Genomic DNA, 14,491 nt, shown 5'->3' on the forward strand with positions numbered 1-14,491 from the left:
TTTCGCTAGCGGTCGTCAGGCTTACGGCGTACCGGCCCGGCCTTCACTGCTCGGCGCGCCAGAGCGGGTGCACCGAGGCCGCGAGGGCCGTCGCCTGGGCGTGGCCGGCCCTGGCGGCCGCGGGGCGGCGCGCGTCGGACGTCATGTCGCGGCCCATGGCCCGGCGTGCGGCGCGGTCCGGCGTGACGAGGGTGACGTGGGCGCCTTCGGCGGCGAGGACGGCCGCCTGGTGTTCGGCACCGGGATGTGGGCCCACGGCGGCGGGGATCGGGGCGATGGCCAGGACGTGGTGGTGGCCACGCGCGAGGTGGATGTTGGCCGTGGAGCGGGCGCCCCCGTCCATCCAGCGGCGCCCGGTCAAGGTGATCGGGGGCCAGACCACGGGCACCGCGCAGCTGGCGACGACGGCTTCGAGGAGCGTGACGTCCGAGTCGGCGTCGAAGGCCGTCAGTTGCCCGGAGAGGGCGTCGACGGCCGTGATCCGCAGTGCGCGGTCGGGCCAGTCCCCCACGCTCCGCAGCAGTGGACGCAGGGCGTCGTACACATCGGACTCGGGACCCGTTCGGGCCCTCAGCGCAGCTCGCCCGAGGCGCAGCACGGAACGCTCCGGATCGCGGGAGCCCAGCGCGGCCCACAGAAAGCGAAGCGTCTGAGCAGACGTCACGGCGAGGCCCACCCGGTCGCCACCGGCCAGTTGGCGTTCGTACAGCTCGCGCGCGGGCTCGCCCGCGCGGAGACGCGAACCGAAGATCGCACCGGCCGAGGTCCCGATGACTACATCCGCGCGGGCCGGGTCGACACCGGAGTCGCACAGGCCGGCGAGGACTCCCGTCATCCAGGCTCCGCCGACGAGGCCGCCCCCGCCGAGGACGAGCGCCGTACTGCCCATGTCCCACCCCTCTCAGGTAAATGGGGAGTACTCCCCACTTACCTGGACGACGATAGCATCGTTACCGGGGAACACTCCCCGGTAATGCGAAGGAGTGATCATGGCGGACGACGCGGCGGTGCCGGTCCGGCGTCGCGATGCGCGACGCAACCGGGAGTTGCTGGTCGAGGCCGCTCACGAGGTGTTCACGGAGCAGGGGCTGGAGGCACCCCTGGACGTCATCGCGCGGCGGGCAGGGGTGGGAAACGCCACGCTCTACCGGCACTTTCCGAGCCGTGCCGCCCTGGTCGACGCTGTCTTCCGTGACCCGCTGACGGGCACCATGGCCGCCGGCGAGCAGGCCCGGGCCGCCGCTGACCCCTGGGAGGGACTCGTCGGCTACACGGAAGCGGTGTTCGCCGTCCTGGCGACCGATCGCGGTACGAACGACCTGATGACCACGCACCTCGAGGGCGTCGAGTCGTTGCAGGCCGTGCACGCCCACAACCGGGCGACCATGGAACTGCTCCTGCGCCGTGGGCGCGACGAGGGAAGCATCCGGGCGGACGTCACGACGGAGGACGTCCTCTTCGCGCTGGCCGCGCTCGGCCGGGCCGTCCCCTCCCTCACCACGGCCGCCGGCCCCGAGGCCTGGCGTCGCCCTCTCGCCCTGCTCCTCGACGGTCTGCGCGCCTCGCCGGCCGTCGCGTCCCTCCCGTCCCCCGCGCTCACGGCGGACGAACTCGGCGATGTCCTCCAAGGATTGGGACCACACCGGCCACCCCGCAGCTCGACCGGCTGAACACGCGGCACGCGCGCGTGCCGCGACGTCGGGCCGACGCACGGCCGACGCCACACGTTCACCCTTCGGTCGTACGGCGTTCCGAGCGGGGCCCAAATCTGGCCGCTGTCACCGAACTTGGTTCCCAGGAGGCCCCATGTCCCCGCACGTCGACGGCCGACACCCCGCCAGACGCACCGCTGCGGCGGGTGTGCCCCTCGCCCTGATCGCCGCCCTGATCGCGGCGGGCCCGGCCATGGGTGCCCCGTCGGGCGAGGCGCGTGTCGTAAGGACGGCGACGCTCGGCGACATCCCGCTGGGTGCGTTCAGCAACAGGCTCCTGCCGGGCACGGTGGCCGACGACCGCGGGGTGGACCTCGGCGGCATCGGCAGTGACATCTATCCGACGGGCCGCAAGGGCGAGTTCTGGACCGTCACCGACCGCGGGCCCAACGGCCAGATCAAGGTCGCCGGCACCAAGCGCCGCACGTTCCCGGTCCCCGGCTTCGACCCGGCGATCGTGAAGATCCGCGTCTCCGGCGACACCGTCAAGGTGCTGGACGCGATCCCGCTCACGACCTCCTCCGGCAAGCCCGTCACGGGCCTGCCCGACCAGCAGGGGCGCGACGAGGCGCCGTACGACTACAACGCGCTCACTGCACTGTCGTACAACCCGAACGGCCTGGACACCGAGGGCATCGTGCGGGCCTCGGACGGGACCTTCTGGCTTGTCGACGAGTACGGGCCGAGCCTGGTTCACGTCTCCGCGCGCGGGAAGGTCCTCACGCGCTATGTGCCCAAGGGGCTGAACCTCACCGGCACCGGCTACCCGGTGGTGGACGCGCTGCCCTCCGTCCTGCTGCACCGGAAGATCAACCGGGGCTTCGAGGGGCTCGCCCACCTGCCCGGCGGCGATCTGGTACTGGCGGTGCAGAGCCCGTTGTCCCTGCCGGACACGGCCACCGGGGAGGCATCCAGGACCACCCGGCTGCTGCGTTTCTCGCCGAAGAAGAAGACGGTCACCGCCGAGTACGCGTACCGCTTCGACCCGGTGAACGTCGTGGACCCGAGCGAGGACGACACCTCCGAGCTCAAGATCTCCTCAGTGGTAGCGGTGGGCGGTGACCAGCTGCTGGTCGAGGAGCGCACCGACAAGGCCGCACGGCTTCAACTGGTGCGCCTGGACTCGTCCTCGAACATCCTCGGCAGCACCTGGGACGACGACACCACGTCTCCGTCACTGGAGCAGCTCGACGATCCGGCGGCATCGGGCGTGCCCGTACTCGCCAAGAAGCCGGTCGTCGACCTGGGCACGGTCGCCGGGGTGCCCGGGAAGATCGAGGGCGTCGCACGGGTGGACCACGACACACTCGCCCTGATCAACGACAACGACTTCGGGATGACGGACGGAGCGGGCGCGTTCGACGCCGACGGCCGACTGGTCGACAGCGGGGTGGAGACGACGGTGACCTACGTCAGGCTGCCGCACCGCCTCTGACTCACCCGATCAGAGAGGGGAGCAAGGACTCCAAGTCGCTCGGGAACTCGCTGGGTATGTCGGTCGGGAACTGCGACGGGAGCTCGCTGGGCAACTCGCTGGGAAGCCGGGTGGGCAGGCTGAACGACGGCTTGGGAGAACCGCTCGTACTGGTCGCCGGGGCCGGGTTCTTGTCCGGCGAGTCGTCGTTCCCCGAGGCCATGAAGACCACCACGAGGGCAACGGCCACGGCCGCCGCGATTACGGCGAGCAGGGCGAACAGCGGGCTCCGGCGCCTTCTCGGCCCGCTTCGCCCGGGGTCGCCGGCAGGACCCATCTGCTGGGTCGACGGCAGACCCCCGTACGGGTTCGGGCCGTTGCGCCCGAAGTCGTCAGGGGGTGGTCCGAAGCCACCGCCCGGAGGCGGTGTGTCACCCGGCGGTCCGGGCGGCTGGGGCGGTACCGGCGGCATGGCCATACCGTCCAGAGTCGACCCGAACCGGTCATGGGGCGACCCCCGCGCGGAAGTTGATACGCCCCCATGCCGTGGATCGCATGGTTCCGGCACATTCCCCGCGAGGGTCGCTGCAAGGCCGCACGCGCGCGTGCCGTCGGCGGAGGCCACTCACGGCCGACGGCACACGCGCGTGGGTCTCATTCAGCCGCGCGCACCCAACAGGTGGTCCATGGCGAGCTGGTCGAGCTGCTCGAAGGCCATACCGCGCGCGGCGGCCTCCTCCACGTCGAAGTCCTCGAAGGCACTGCGGTCCGCGAGCAGCGACTTCAGGCCGTCCGCCGCCGTCTGCTGCGCCAGCTCGTCCAGACGCGAGGCACGCAGCGCCTCCTGGACCTGCGGGTCGGCACGGAAGGCGGCCGCACGCTCCTTGAGGATGAGGTAGTTGCGCATGCAGCCCGCGGCCGACGCCCACACACCGTCGAGGTCCTCGGTGCGCGGCGGCTTGAAGTCGAAGTGCTTGGGGCCCGCGTAGCCGGCGCTCTCCAGGAGGTCGACGAGCCAGAAGGCGGCCCGCAGGTCGCCCGCGCCGAACCGGAGGTCCTGGTCGTACTTGATGCCGGACTGGCCGTTGAGGTCGATGTGGAAGAGCTTGCCCGCCCACAGTGCCTGCGCGATGCCGTGCGGGAAGTTCAGTCCGGCCATCTGCTCGTGGCCGACCTCGGGGTTCACGCCGTACAGCTCGGGGCGCTCCAGACGCTCGATGAACGCCAGGGCGTGGCCGACGGTGGGCAGCAGGATGTCGCCGCGCGGCTCGTTCGGCTTGGGCTCGATCGCGAACTTCAGGTCGTAGCCCTGGTCGGTGACGTACTCGCCCAGAAGGTCGAAGGCCTCCTTCATGCGGTCCAGCGCGACGCGTACGTCCTTGGCCCCGCCGGACTCGGCGCCCTCGCGGCCGCCCCAGGCGACGTAGGTCTCGGCGCCGAGCTCGACCGCCAGGTCGATGTTGCGGATCGTCTTGCGCAGCGCGTAACGGCGCACGTCGCGGTCGTTCGCGGTGAACGCGCCGTCCTTGAAGACAGGGTGCGTGAAGAGGTTGGTGGTCGCCATCGGCACCTTCATGCCGGTCGCGTCCAGGGCCTCACGGAAGCGCTTGATGTGACCCTCGCGCGCACTGTCGGACGCTCCGAAGGGGATCAGGTCGTCGTCGTGGAAGGTCACACCGTGGGCGCCGAGCTCGGCCAGGCGCTGCACCGTCTCGACCGGGTCGAGGGCGCGGCGGGTGGCGTCGCCGAACGGGTCCCTTCCCTGCCAGCCGACGGTCCACAGGCCGAAGGTGAACCTGTCCTCGGGGGTGGGCTGGTAGTTCATGACGCGGCTCCTTGCTGCTGCGGACTATTTCGTCATGGCGGTTTACAAATTAGTATGCACACACGCCTCCGGGAAGACACAAGGTGTCTCCGGGTGGAGACATGAGCCATATCAAGGTCACGAGCCGCATTACGGTCAAGAGCCGCAAAAAGGGAGAACCCGATGTCAGCAGCCGAGGGTCCGCTCGTCGTCGGCGTGGACACGTCCACCCAGTCCACCAAGGCGCTGGTGGTCGACGCGGCCACCGGCCGGGTCGTCGCGCGCGGCCAGGCGCCGCACACCGTGTCCTCCGGGGCCGGCCGGGAGAGCGACCCCCGCCAGTGGTGGGACGCGCTGTCCGAGGCGCTGCGCCAGTGCGGGGACGCGGCGCGCGAAGCCGCCGCGGTGTCGATCGGGGGACAGCAGCACGGCCTCGTCACGCTCGACGCCCAGGGCGAGCCGGTGCGGCCGGCCCTCCTGTGGAACGACGTCCGCTCAGCGCCCCAGGCTCGGCGTCTGATCGAGGAGCTGGGCGGCCCGAAGGCCTGGGCGGAACGGACCGGCAGCGTGCCGGGCGCCTCCTTCACGGTCACGAAGTGGGCCTGGCTCGCCGAGCACGAGCCGGAAGCCCTGCGCGCCACGAAGGCCGTGCGTCTTCCGCACGACTACCTCACCGAGCGCCTCACCGGCGAGGGCACGACGGACCGGGGCGACGCTTCCGGCACCGGCTGGTGGGCGTCGGCGACGGAGTCCTACGCCGACGAGATCCTCGCGCGCGTAGGCCTCGACCCCGCTCTGCTCCCCCGCGTGGTCCGGCCCGGCGAGGTGGCCGGCACCGTGCGCGACGGCCATGACCTGCCGTTCTCCAAGGGCACCCTGGTCGCCCCCGGCACCGGCGACAACGCCGCAGCCGCGCTCGGCCTCGGGCTGCGGCCCGGCACGCCGGTGATGAGTCTGGGCACCTCGGGCACGGTGTACGCCGTCTCGAAGCACCGCCCCACCGACCCCACCGGCACCGTGGCCGGCTTCGCCGACGCCCACGGAGACTGGCTGCCGCTGGCCTGCACCTTGAACTGCACGCTTGCCGTGGACCGCATCGCGGCACTGCTGGGCCTGGACCGCGAGGCCGTCGAGCCGGTATCGGGCGTCACCCTGCTGCCCTACCTGGACGGCGAGCGGACCCCGAACCTGCCGAACGCCTCCGGGGTACTGCACGGCCTTCGCCACGACACCACCGGCGGCCAGCTCCTCCAGTCGGCCTACGACGGCGCCGTACAGGCACTGCTCGGAGCGCTGGACCTGGTGCTCGACCAGGACGCGGATCGTTCGACACCCCTGCTGCTCATCGGCGGCGGCGCGCAGGGCACCGCCTGGCAGCAGACCGTACGGCGGCTCTCGGGGCGTCCCGTCCAGGTGCCCGAGGCCAAGGAGCTGGTCGCGCTCGGCGCCGCCGCGCAGGCCGCCGGACTGCTCACCGGCGAGGACCCGGGCGCGGTCGCCCGGCGCTGGAACACCGCCGCCGGGCCGGTACTGGAGGCCGTGGAGCGGGACGACGAGACGCTGGCCAGGATCGCCGGGGTACTCTCCGACGCGGCGCCGCTGCTGGAGCGGGGGACCTCTGAGGGGTGAGGGAGGCATGACGGCACCGCTGCACGACGCCCACCCGGCGGGTCCGGGGCGGGGCCTGCCCGACACCCAGCAGGGCATGCGCCGCCGCAACCTGGCCCGGGTCATGCACACCGTGAGTGCCGAGGGACCGCTGTCGCGTGCCGCGGTCGCCTCGCGCATCGGGCTGACCCGGGCCGCGGTGTCGACCCTCGTCGACGAGCTCATACGCTCGGGGCTGCTCGAGGAGCTGGGTCCCGAGCGTCCCGGCCGGGTCGGCAGGCCGGGCTCCGCGCTCGCCGTGAGCGGGTGGGGGCCGGCCGGGATAGGCGCCGAGGTCGGCGTGGACCACCTCGCGGTCTGCGCGGTCGATCTGCGCGGGCAGGTGCGTTCGCGGGTGGTGCGGTACGCCGCGAACCGGGGCCGCTCCCCCGAGCCGGTGATCGCGGAACTCACCTCCCTGGTACACCAGGTGGTGGCCGAGGCGGAGGCCGAGGGCCTGTGGCCCGCGGGCCTCGCGGTGGCGGTGCCCGGTCTGGTGGCGCGTGACGCCCGGACCGTCGTCCGGGCCCCGAACCTCGACTGGCACGACACGGACCTGGGCACCCTGCTGCCCGAGGACTTCCCGCTGACCGTGGGCAACGAGGCCAACTTCGGCGCACTGGCCGAACTCTGGCTCGGCGACGGCACCCCCCACGACTTCCTGCACGTCTCGGCGGAGATCGGCATCGGCGCGGCGCTCGTGGTGGACGGCCAGCTGCTGCGCGGCACCCGCGGTTTCGCGGGCGAGCTGGGCCACGTCCCGGTTCGCCCCGACGGCCCGCGGTGTGCGTGCGGCGGGCGCGGCTGCCTGGAGCTGTACGCCGGCGAGGAGGCGGTGTTGCGGGCGGCCGGCCTGGAGCCGGGCGAGGACCGGGTCGGGCTGCTCGCGGAGCATGCCGCGGACGGCGACGAGGACGTACGGGGTGCCCTGCGCGAGGCCGGCGAGGCGCTCGGCATCGCGCTGACCGGGGCGGTCAATCTGCTGGACCCCGAAGCCGTGGTGCTCGGCGGCGCGCTGGCCGGACTCGCGCCCTGGCTGCTGCCCTCCCTGCGGGACGAGCTGGCCCGGCGCACGGCGGGTCCGGCCTGTCCGGTGTCCGTGTCCCGCCTGGGTTCGGAGGGTCCGCTGCTGGGGGCCGCGCACTCGGTGGTGCGGGCCGTCCTGGACGACCCGGCGGTTGTGGGCGAACGGGCCTGAGCGGCGGCGACCTCACCCTGTCGGGTGAGGAAGTTGTCCACAACCCCAAGGTTGTCCACCGAAAGGCCAAGCGCTCTACTGCCCAACCGGCAGCCGCCGTACCGTGATTCACGCGAGGCACCCAGCGGCCTCGAACGGCGGGAATCGGGGGTGACGTGCAGATCGTGGTGCTGATCGCGCTGATACGGCGGCCTCCGGAACGCATGGCCGACACCTCCCGTGGCCACCTCGCCGAACCCGCAGAGAACGGAGCTGTACAGCCATGAGCGACTCCCGGATCCTGACCGTACGGCCCGAACCCGGCGAGTACGCCTGGACGTTCGGCGGCGCACCGCCCGTGGCCCGCATCGCGCCCGGCACGGTCCTCGACCTGTACACGGAGGACTGCTTCGCGGGGCGGGTGCGGTCCGAGAAGGACCTGGTGTCCGAGGTGTGCGAGTTCCCCTTCCTGAATCCTCAGACCGGCCCTTTCCACATCGAGGGAGCGGAGCGGGGTGACACGGTCGCCGTGCACTTCGTGTCGATCGAACCGGCCCGGGACTGGGCCGCGTCGACCACGGTCCCCCTGTTCGGCGCGCTCACCTCGACGCACACCACCGCCACGCTGCAGCCGCCGCTGCCGGAGACCGTGTGGATCTGGCAGTTGGACCGGACCCGGCGCACGGCACTGTTCCGGGCGCGCGACAGCGACATCGAGATCGAGCTGCCCATGGACCCGATGCACGGCACCGTGGGGGTGGCTCCGGCCAATCTGGAGGTGCGTTCGGCACTGGTGCCCGACGCACACGGCGGGAACATGGACACACCGGAGATGCGGGCGGGTGTCACCTGTTACCTCGGGGTCAATGTGGAGGGCGCCCTGCTCAGCCTCGGCGACGGGCACGCCCGCCAGGGCGAGGGAGAGACCTGCGGGGTCGCCGTCGAGTGCGCGATGAACACGGTGGTGATCGTCGAGCTGCTCAAGGGCCTCGCCACACCCTGGCCGCGCATCGAGTCGGACACCCACATCATCTCGACCGGTTCGGCACGCCCGCTGGAGGACGCGTTCCGGATATCCCAGCTCGACCTCGTGCAGTGGCTGGTGCGCGACTACGGGTTCAGCGAACTGGACGCGTACCAGTTCGCCACCCAGGCGGTGGAGTCGCCGTTGGCCAACGTGTGCGACACCAACTACACCTGCGTGGCGAAGATCCGCAAGGAATGGCTGCCGGCGCGCGAGACTCACCGCGGAGTACACGACCGGCTCCGTGAGACCGCGGTGGCCCTGCTTGGCTGAACACCGCTGAGACGAAAGGCACTTGATTCATGGAACGCGCCAGACCGCTGCTCGGCAGACGGCGGTTGCTGAAGGGGGCCGTCCTGGCCGCCGCACCGTACGCGCTGCTTCCCGAAGCCCAGGCCGGAGCGGCCCCGCAACCCGTCGACCACCCGCTCGCCGAGTGGCAGCCGGCCACCCCTTCCAACTTCACGGCGGCGGAGCGCCCCTGGTCCCACCGGGTGGACCGGGTGATCATCCACGTCACGCAGACCACCTACACCGGCACCCTGGCCATCTTCCAGAACCCGGCGAAGAAGGTCTCCGCGCACTATGTCGTGCGATCGGCCGACGGGCACATCGCGCAGTGCGTGCGGGAGGCGGACATCGCCTGGCATGCCGGGAACTGGGACTACAACACCAGCAGCATCGGCATCGAGCACGAGGGATGGGTGGACAAGCCCGCCTACTTCACCGAGGCCCTGTACCAGGAGTCCGCGAAGCTCACGGCGGGGATCTGCGGGAGATACGGCATCCCCAGGGACCGCGCGCACATCATCGGGCACTACGAGGTGCCGGGTACCGACCACAGCGACCCGGGGGTGTACTGGGACTGGCAGCGCTACTTGCGCATGGTCGAAGCCGTGTGAGCCGTGCATCGTTCGGGTGAGGCCGGTCGAGGAGGTTGTTTGCGCGCGCACCCGGAGTGACGATGGGCGCAGCCGCATCGCGCTCCGGGAGGCCGAGTTGACCGATCCATGGGTGGCCCTGGAACCGGGGGCCGACCCTGCCGAGCATGTCCGGCTTCTGCGGCGCGCGCACGACACGTTCACCGAAGCGGGCACGGTGCAGCGGCCGGTGCGCCCGGTGGTGGCCGACTCGTGGCGTCGTTCCGCGCGGGCCGGAGTCGGGCCCGACGGGACCGCGAGCGTCGAACTGAGCGACGGGGACCTCGGCTCGTATCGGGCCGAGCACCCGCTGGCGCGGGTCATGCCGCTGTTCCGTGAGCTGATGGGGACCTTCGCCTCCGACGGGGAGCATCTGCTCGCGGTGTGCGACGAGCACGGAAGGCTGCTCTGGGTCGAGGGTCATACGCGAACCCGGCGGCAGGCGGAGTGGATGAACTTCGTGCCGGGCGCACGATGGGCGGAGACCGCCGTCGGGACGAACGCGCCGGGTACCGCGGTGGCGGTGGACCGGCCGGTGCAGGTGTTCGCGGCGGAGCACTTCATCCGCCGGGTGCAGCCGTGGACCTGCGCGGCGGCGCCGGTGCACGATCCGCGGACCGGGCGGGTACTGGGGGCCGTGGACATCACCGGTGGGGACGGGCTCGCGCATCCGCACAGCCTGGGCTTCGTCCAGGCTGTCGCGCGCGCCGCCGAGTCGCAGCTGGCGCTGCTCCTCCCGCAGCAGCCCGCCACCGACACGCCCGAGCTGAGCGCACTGGGCCGGGACGAGGCGCTGCTGGTCGGCGCCGGCCGCAGGGTCAGGCTCAGCCGCCGGCACAGCGAGATCCTGGTCCTGCTGTCCCGGCACCCGGAGGGTCTGACCGGGGACGAGCTGCTGTGCGCGCTGTACGAGGACGAGTCGGTGACACCGGTGACGCTGCGGGCCGAACTGGCGCGGCTGCGCAGGGTGCTGGGTCCGGGGCTGCTGTCGTCGCGGCCGTACCGGCTGACCGTGCCGGTCGAGTCGGACGTGGCCGTCGTGGAGCGGCGGCTGGAGAGCGGGGCGGTCACCGCGGCGGCGCGGGGATACACCGGTCCGCTGCTGCCGGCCTCGCAGGCACCGGCGGTGGTCAGGCTCAGGCGCCGGATCGCCGACGGGCTGCGCACGGCGTTGGTCGCCGGCCGCGACCCGGACCTGCTGGCGGACTGGGCACACGCGCCCTGGGGCGAGGACGACGTCGACGTGTGGCGGGCTCTCGCCGCCGTACGGCCCACGGCGAGCGTCCGGGCCCGGCTGGCCGCGCTGGAGTCCGAGCTGGCCGCACCGACGGCAACGTGGTTGCAACGTCCGCGCTCCTAGCCTCACGCCAGAGCTGCCCAACGGCGGGCAGCGCTGCTGAAGGAGGCTGGCCAGCATGACCCGTTACGCGGCACCCGGCACCGAGGGCGCGATCGTCTCCTACCAGGCGCGCTACGACCACTTCATCGGTGGCGAGTACGTGCCGCCGGTGCGCGGCCAGTACTTCGAGAACCCGTCCCCGGTAAACGGGCAGCCGTTCACCGAGGTCGCGCGGGGCACCGCGGAGGACGTGGAGCGGGCGCTGGACGCCGCGCACGCCGCCGCTCCGGGCTGGGGCCGGACCTCGGTGACCGAGCGATCCGACATCCTGCTGCGGATCGCCGACCGCATGGAGGCGAACCTCGAGAAGCTGGCGGTCGCCGAGAGCTGGGAGAACGGCAAGCCGGTGCGGGAGACGCTGGCGGCCGACATCCCCCTCGCCATCGACCACTTCCGGTACTTCGCGGGGGCGATCCGCGCGCAGGAGGGTTCGCTCGGCGAGCTCGACGACGACACGGTGGCGTACCACTTCCATGAGCCGCTCGGTGTCGTCGCGCAGATCATCCCGTGGAACTTCCCGATCCTGATGGCGGTGTGGAAGCTGGCCCCGGCCCTCGCGGCGGGCAACGCGGTCGTCATCAAGCCCGCCGAGCAGACCCCGGCCTCCCTCCACTACTGGATGAGCCTGATCGCGGACCTGCTACCGCCGGGCGTGGTGAACATCGTCAACGGCTTCGGTGTGGAGGCGGGCAAGCCGCTCGCGTCCAGCCCGCGGGTGGCCAAGGTGGCGTTCACCGGCGAGACCACCACGGGGCGGCTGATCATGCAGTACGCCTCGGAGAACATCAAGCCGGTGACTCTCGAACTCGGTGGCAAGTCACCGAACATCTTCTTCGACGACGTCTGGGCGCGGGACGACGACTTCCGTGACAAGGCGCTCGAAGGGTTCACGATGTTCGCCCTCAACCAGGGCGAGGTGTGCACCTGCCCCTCCCGGGCACTGATCCAGAGCGGCAACTACGCCGAGTTCCTCGAGGCCGCCGTCGCCCGCACCGAGCTCATCAAGCCGGGCCATCCCCTCGACACCGACACGATGATCGGCGCCCAGGCCTCCAACGACCAGCTGGAGAAGATCCTCTCCTACCTGGACGTCGGCCGACAGGAGGGCGCGAAAGTCCTCACCGGGGGCGAACGCATCGAGTACGACGGCGAGTTGAAGGGCGGCTACTACGTCCAGCCGACGATCTTCGAGGGTGACAACCGTATGCGGATCTTCCAGGAGGAGATCTTCGGCCCTGTCGTCTCGGTGACCTCCTTCGACGACTTCGACGACGCCCTGAAGATCGCCAACGACACGCTGTACGGGCTCGGAGCGGGCGTATGGACCCGGGACATGAACACGGCGTACCGGGCTGGGCGGGCGATCCAGGCGGGCCGCGTCTGGACCAACTGCTACCACGCGTACCCGGCGCATGCCGCCTTCGGTGGGTACAAGCAGTCGGGGATCGGGCGGGAGACGCACAAGATGATGCTGGAGCATTACCAGCAGACGAAGAACCTCCTCGTGTCGTACTCGCCGAAGAAACTGGGCTTCTTCTAGACGCCAAAAAAGGGCGCCTGACCAGGCATTTCACCTGACAGGCGCCCTTCCCGGCGTGCATCTAAGCCACGGGGTGAAGTGCAGAGTAAGAAGTTCGGACTCGGCAAGCGATCGATGGCATCGCTCAACTGCGGTGGGAGCGGGTAAGATCCTGCGTCGCGCTTCTGAGCCTTCCAGATCGCCTCGACGACGAACTGCTCGTTGTCGCGAGTAACCAGGAAGTCGGGCTTGTAGCCACCTGTTCCCGTCTGCCGCTCAACCTCCACGCTGCAACCGGAACCGAGCAACATCTGGTGCAGGTACAGCTCCCACAGCGCAGAGTAGACGTTCGTGTCGGAGTTTCGGTCCCGCAGTCGGCTGAGCAGGCCGGGCTGAGCCTGGTCAGGGAATCGCGACCACCATTCGTTGATCACATCCCGAACCTGGTCCCAGAACGGGCCGGCGACCCTCTCGAAGAACTCGGCCTGTGGCTCGGCCGCCCGCTTCGGCGCCGCATCCGTCCGATCCCGGCTCACGTATACACCCATGACAGACGATCGTAGGTCGCTCCGCGAGCCATTCTCATTCCATTTCCACTCCGTCCCAACGACCGCAGGGCTCAACCGAGTCAACCGTTCTCACACCGTCCAGGCCCCTGTTGAAGTGGCCGACCCGAGGAAGCCCACCGGCCGGTTTGGTCTCCAACGGGAGCGCAGGTGCGAGATACGCGAGGCTGGGACCAAGACCGGTCGGCGGGGGGGATCGCTGGAGCGGATCACGTCCCCTGTGATGGTGTAGGCGATCAATCCTTCGTAGTGTTCGGGGTGTTGGGGAGTGCGCGGGCCTGGCTCCAGGACTCACACCAACGCGACGGGCAATCGGATCGCCCTATCCAGTTCCGTGGTACCGTGGCGACAGCAAACCGGAAAGAGCTATCCGGATCCCGAATCGGATAAACCTATCCAGATCTATGCCTTTCCCTGCCATCTCTTCCTGAAAGGACTTTGCCGTGACCAGCATCGCCATCGTCGGAGCCGGCCCGCAGCTGGGTCTGGCCATCGCCCGCACCTTCGGCTCCCAGGGCTTCGACGTCGCTCTGATCTCGCGCAACCGCGAGAAGCTCGACGGTCTCGTCGGCACCCTGACCGGCGAGGACGTCACCGCCGCCGCGTTTCCCGCAGACGTGCTCGACCGTGAGGCGCTCACCCAGGCGCTCAAGGACGCCGCCGCGCAGTTCGGCAGCATCGACGTCCTGGAGTACTCCCCGGTCGGGGGCTTCAGCTCCACCGCTCTGACCACCCCGGCCGAGACCGAACCGTCTCATGTGCAGCACGAGATCGAGTTCCAGTTGTACGGGGCGATCGCCGCCACCAAGGCGGTGCTGCCCGCGATGCGCGAGGCCGGCGCGGGCACCCTGCTGTACACGACCGGCGCCGGCTCCATCGACCCCGTGCCGCAGGTCGGCAACGTCAACGCCGCCGCCGCGGCCCTGCGCAACTGGGCGGTCAACCTGCACAAGGAACTGGACGGCACCGGCATCCAGGCCGCCCACGTCGGCATCGACGTGTCGATCGGAACGCCGGCCGTCCCCGGATTCCCGACGGCTCAGCCCGAGGAGATCTCCCCCGTCTACTGGGACCTGCACACCACCAAGCGCGACCAGGCCGAGCTCGTCTTCGGCCTCTGACACGGACCGACCGTCGTGATCCGCCCTCCGGCGAACCTTGATCGCGCTGCGGTGTTCCGGGCCGCGGCGCGATCAAGGAGAAGGGTTCCGTCCCGAAGGACATTGCCGGCAGCCCCGATCGCGGCCTCCGGCGTCATGAAGACCGCCAAGTCCCGTGAGTGGCTCGCTCCCTGACACTCGCGGCCTGC

General features: G+C 70.8%; 13 protein-coding genes. 9 read left to right on the forward strand and 4 right to left on the reverse strand.

The features are described 5' to 3' along the window. Nucleotides 1–43: 43 nt before the first annotated feature. Nucleotides 44–889 carry a patatin-like phospholipase family protein gene (locus tag RNB18_RS29755; protein ID WP_311717204.1) on the reverse strand — a complete coding sequence of 282 codons (846 nt, stop codon included), beginning with the start codon at nucleotides 887–889 and terminating at the stop codon, nucleotides 44–46. Between the two features lie 100 nt (nucleotides 890–989). Between RNB18_RS29755 and RNB18_RS29760 the strand changes: the two genes are divergently transcribed. Beyond that, a complete protein-coding gene (locus tag RNB18_RS29760; RefSeq protein ID WP_311717205.1) occupies nucleotides 990–1,670 on the forward strand; it encodes a TetR/AcrR family transcriptional regulator in 681 nt (226 codons plus the stop codon). Nucleotides 1,671–1,806: 136 nt separating this feature from the next. Further along, nucleotides 1,807–3,147, forward strand: coding sequence for an esterase-like activity of phytase family protein (locus RNB18_RS29765; protein ID WP_311717206.1), 1,341 nt, complete (start codon nucleotides 1,807–1,809; stop codon nucleotides 3,145–3,147). A 1-nt stretch (nucleotide 3,148) separates the two neighbouring features. Here the strand turns inward: RNB18_RS29765 and RNB18_RS29770 are convergent, their stop codons facing one another. Further along, nucleotides 3,149–3,604: a hypothetical protein gene (locus RNB18_RS29770; RefSeq protein WP_311717207.1), complete on the reverse strand. Its 456-nt coding sequence runs from the start codon at nucleotides 3,602–3,604 to the stop codon at nucleotides 3,149–3,151. A 180-nt stretch (nucleotides 3,605–3,784) separates the two neighbouring features. Then, nucleotides 3,785–4,951 carry a xylose isomerase gene (gene xylA, locus RNB18_RS29775; protein ID WP_311717208.1) on the reverse strand — a complete coding sequence of 389 codons (1,167 nt, stop codon included), beginning with the start codon at nucleotides 4,949–4,951 and terminating at the stop codon, nucleotides 3,785–3,787. A 162-nt stretch (nucleotides 4,952–5,113) separates the two neighbouring features. Between xylA and xylB the strand changes: the two genes are divergently transcribed. The 6 genes from xylB to adh all read left to right on the forward strand — a co-directional run bounded on the left by xylB (nucleotide 5,114) and on the right by adh (nucleotide 12,637). Further along, the gene (gene xylB, locus RNB18_RS29780; RefSeq protein ID WP_311717209.1) at nucleotides 5,114–6,559 is read left to right on the forward strand and encodes a xylulokinase; all 1,446 of its coding nucleotides are present in this window, start codon (nucleotides 5,114–5,116) and stop codon (nucleotides 6,557–6,559) included. Between the two features lie 7 nt (nucleotides 6,560–6,566). Then, nucleotides 6,567–7,775, forward strand: a complete 1,209-nt coding sequence (locus RNB18_RS29785; protein ID WP_311717210.1) for an ROK family transcriptional regulator — start codon at nucleotides 6,567–6,569, stop codon at nucleotides 7,773–7,775. 262 nt (nucleotides 7,776–8,037) lie between these two features. Further along, nucleotides 8,038–9,051, forward strand: a complete 1,014-nt coding sequence (locus RNB18_RS29790; RefSeq protein ID WP_311717211.1) for an acetamidase/formamidase family protein — start codon at nucleotides 8,038–8,040, stop codon at nucleotides 9,049–9,051. Nucleotides 9,052–9,080: 29 nt separating this feature from the next. Then, nucleotides 9,081–9,680: an N-acetylmuramoyl-L-alanine amidase gene (locus RNB18_RS29795; protein ID WP_311717212.1), complete on the forward strand. Its 600-nt coding sequence runs from the start codon at nucleotides 9,081–9,083 to the stop codon at nucleotides 9,678–9,680. A gap of 97 nt (nucleotides 9,681–9,777) precedes the next feature. Further along, on the forward strand, nucleotides 9,778–11,058 hold the full coding sequence (locus RNB18_RS29800) for a GAF domain-containing protein (RefSeq protein ID WP_311717213.1): 1,281 nt from the start codon (nucleotides 9,778–9,780) through the stop codon (nucleotides 11,056–11,058). 55 nt (nucleotides 11,059–11,113) lie between these two features. Beyond that, nucleotides 11,114–12,637, forward strand: a complete 1,524-nt coding sequence (gene adh, locus RNB18_RS29805) for an aldehyde dehydrogenase (protein WP_311717214.1) — start codon at nucleotides 11,114–11,116, stop codon at nucleotides 12,635–12,637. Here adh and RNB18_RS29810 read toward each other — a convergent pair. Then, nucleotides 12,634–13,164 (reverse strand): hypothetical protein, encoded by a 531-nt coding sequence (locus tag RNB18_RS29810; RefSeq protein ID WP_311717215.1) that lies wholly within the window; start codon nucleotides 13,162–13,164, stop codon nucleotides 12,634–12,636. The genes adh and RNB18_RS29810 overlap by 4 nt on opposite strands. A gap of 461 nt (nucleotides 13,165–13,625) precedes the next feature. On the opposite strand from RNB18_RS29810, the gene RNB18_RS29815 reads away from it, so the two are divergent. Continuing rightward, complete coding sequence (locus RNB18_RS29815) at nucleotides 13,626–14,303, forward strand: SDR family NAD(P)-dependent oxidoreductase (protein ID WP_311717217.1); 678 nt, start codon at nucleotides 13,626–13,628, stop codon at nucleotides 14,301–14,303. Nucleotides 14,304–14,491: the final 188 nt, after the last annotated feature.

Origin of the sequence: Streptomyces doebereineriae (genome assembly GCF_031845645.1) — a bacterium.
Taxonomy (GTDB): Bacteria; Actinomycetota; Actinomycetes; order Streptomycetales; family Streptomycetaceae; genus Streptomyces; species Streptomyces canus.

Excerpts from the sequence above, each read along its gene's own strand:
- RNB18_RS29770 (WP_311717207.1), bottom strand. The coding sequence starts at position 3,604 with ATGGCCATGCCGCCGGTACCGCCCCAGCCGCCCGGACCGCCGGGTGAC.
- RNB18_RS29765 (WP_311717206.1), top strand. The coding sequence starts at position 1,807 with ATGTCCCCGCACGTCGACGGCCGACACCCCGCCAGACGCACCGCTGCG.
- RNB18_RS29755 (WP_311717204.1), bottom strand. The coding sequence starts at position 889 with ATGGGCAGTACGGCGCTCGTCCTCGGCGGGGGCGGCCTCGTCGGCGGA.
- xylB (WP_311717209.1), top strand. The coding sequence starts at position 5,114 with ATGTCAGCAGCCGAGGGTCCGCTCGTCGTCGGCGTGGACACGTCCACC.
- xylA (WP_311717208.1), bottom strand. The coding sequence starts at position 4,951 with ATGAACTACCAGCCCACCCCCGAGGACAGGTTCACCTTCGGCCTGTGG.
- adh (WP_311717214.1), top strand. The coding sequence starts at position 11,114 with ATGACCCGTTACGCGGCACCCGGCACCGAGGGCGCGATCGTCTCCTAC.
- RNB18_RS29785 (WP_311717210.1), top strand. The coding sequence starts at position 6,567 with ATGACGGCACCGCTGCACGACGCCCACCCGGCGGGTCCGGGGCGGGGC.
- RNB18_RS29810 (WP_311717215.1), bottom strand. The coding sequence starts at position 13,164 with ATGGGTGTATACGTGAGCCGGGATCGGACGGATGCGGCGCCGAAGCGG.
- RNB18_RS29795 (WP_311717212.1), top strand. The coding sequence starts at position 9,081 with ATGGAACGCGCCAGACCGCTGCTCGGCAGACGGCGGTTGCTGAAGGGG.
- RNB18_RS29790 (WP_311717211.1), top strand. The coding sequence starts at position 8,038 with ATGAGCGACTCCCGGATCCTGACCGTACGGCCCGAACCCGGCGAGTAC.
- RNB18_RS29760 (WP_311717205.1), top strand. The coding sequence starts at position 990 with ATGGCGGACGACGCGGCGGTGCCGGTCCGGCGTCGCGATGCGCGACGC.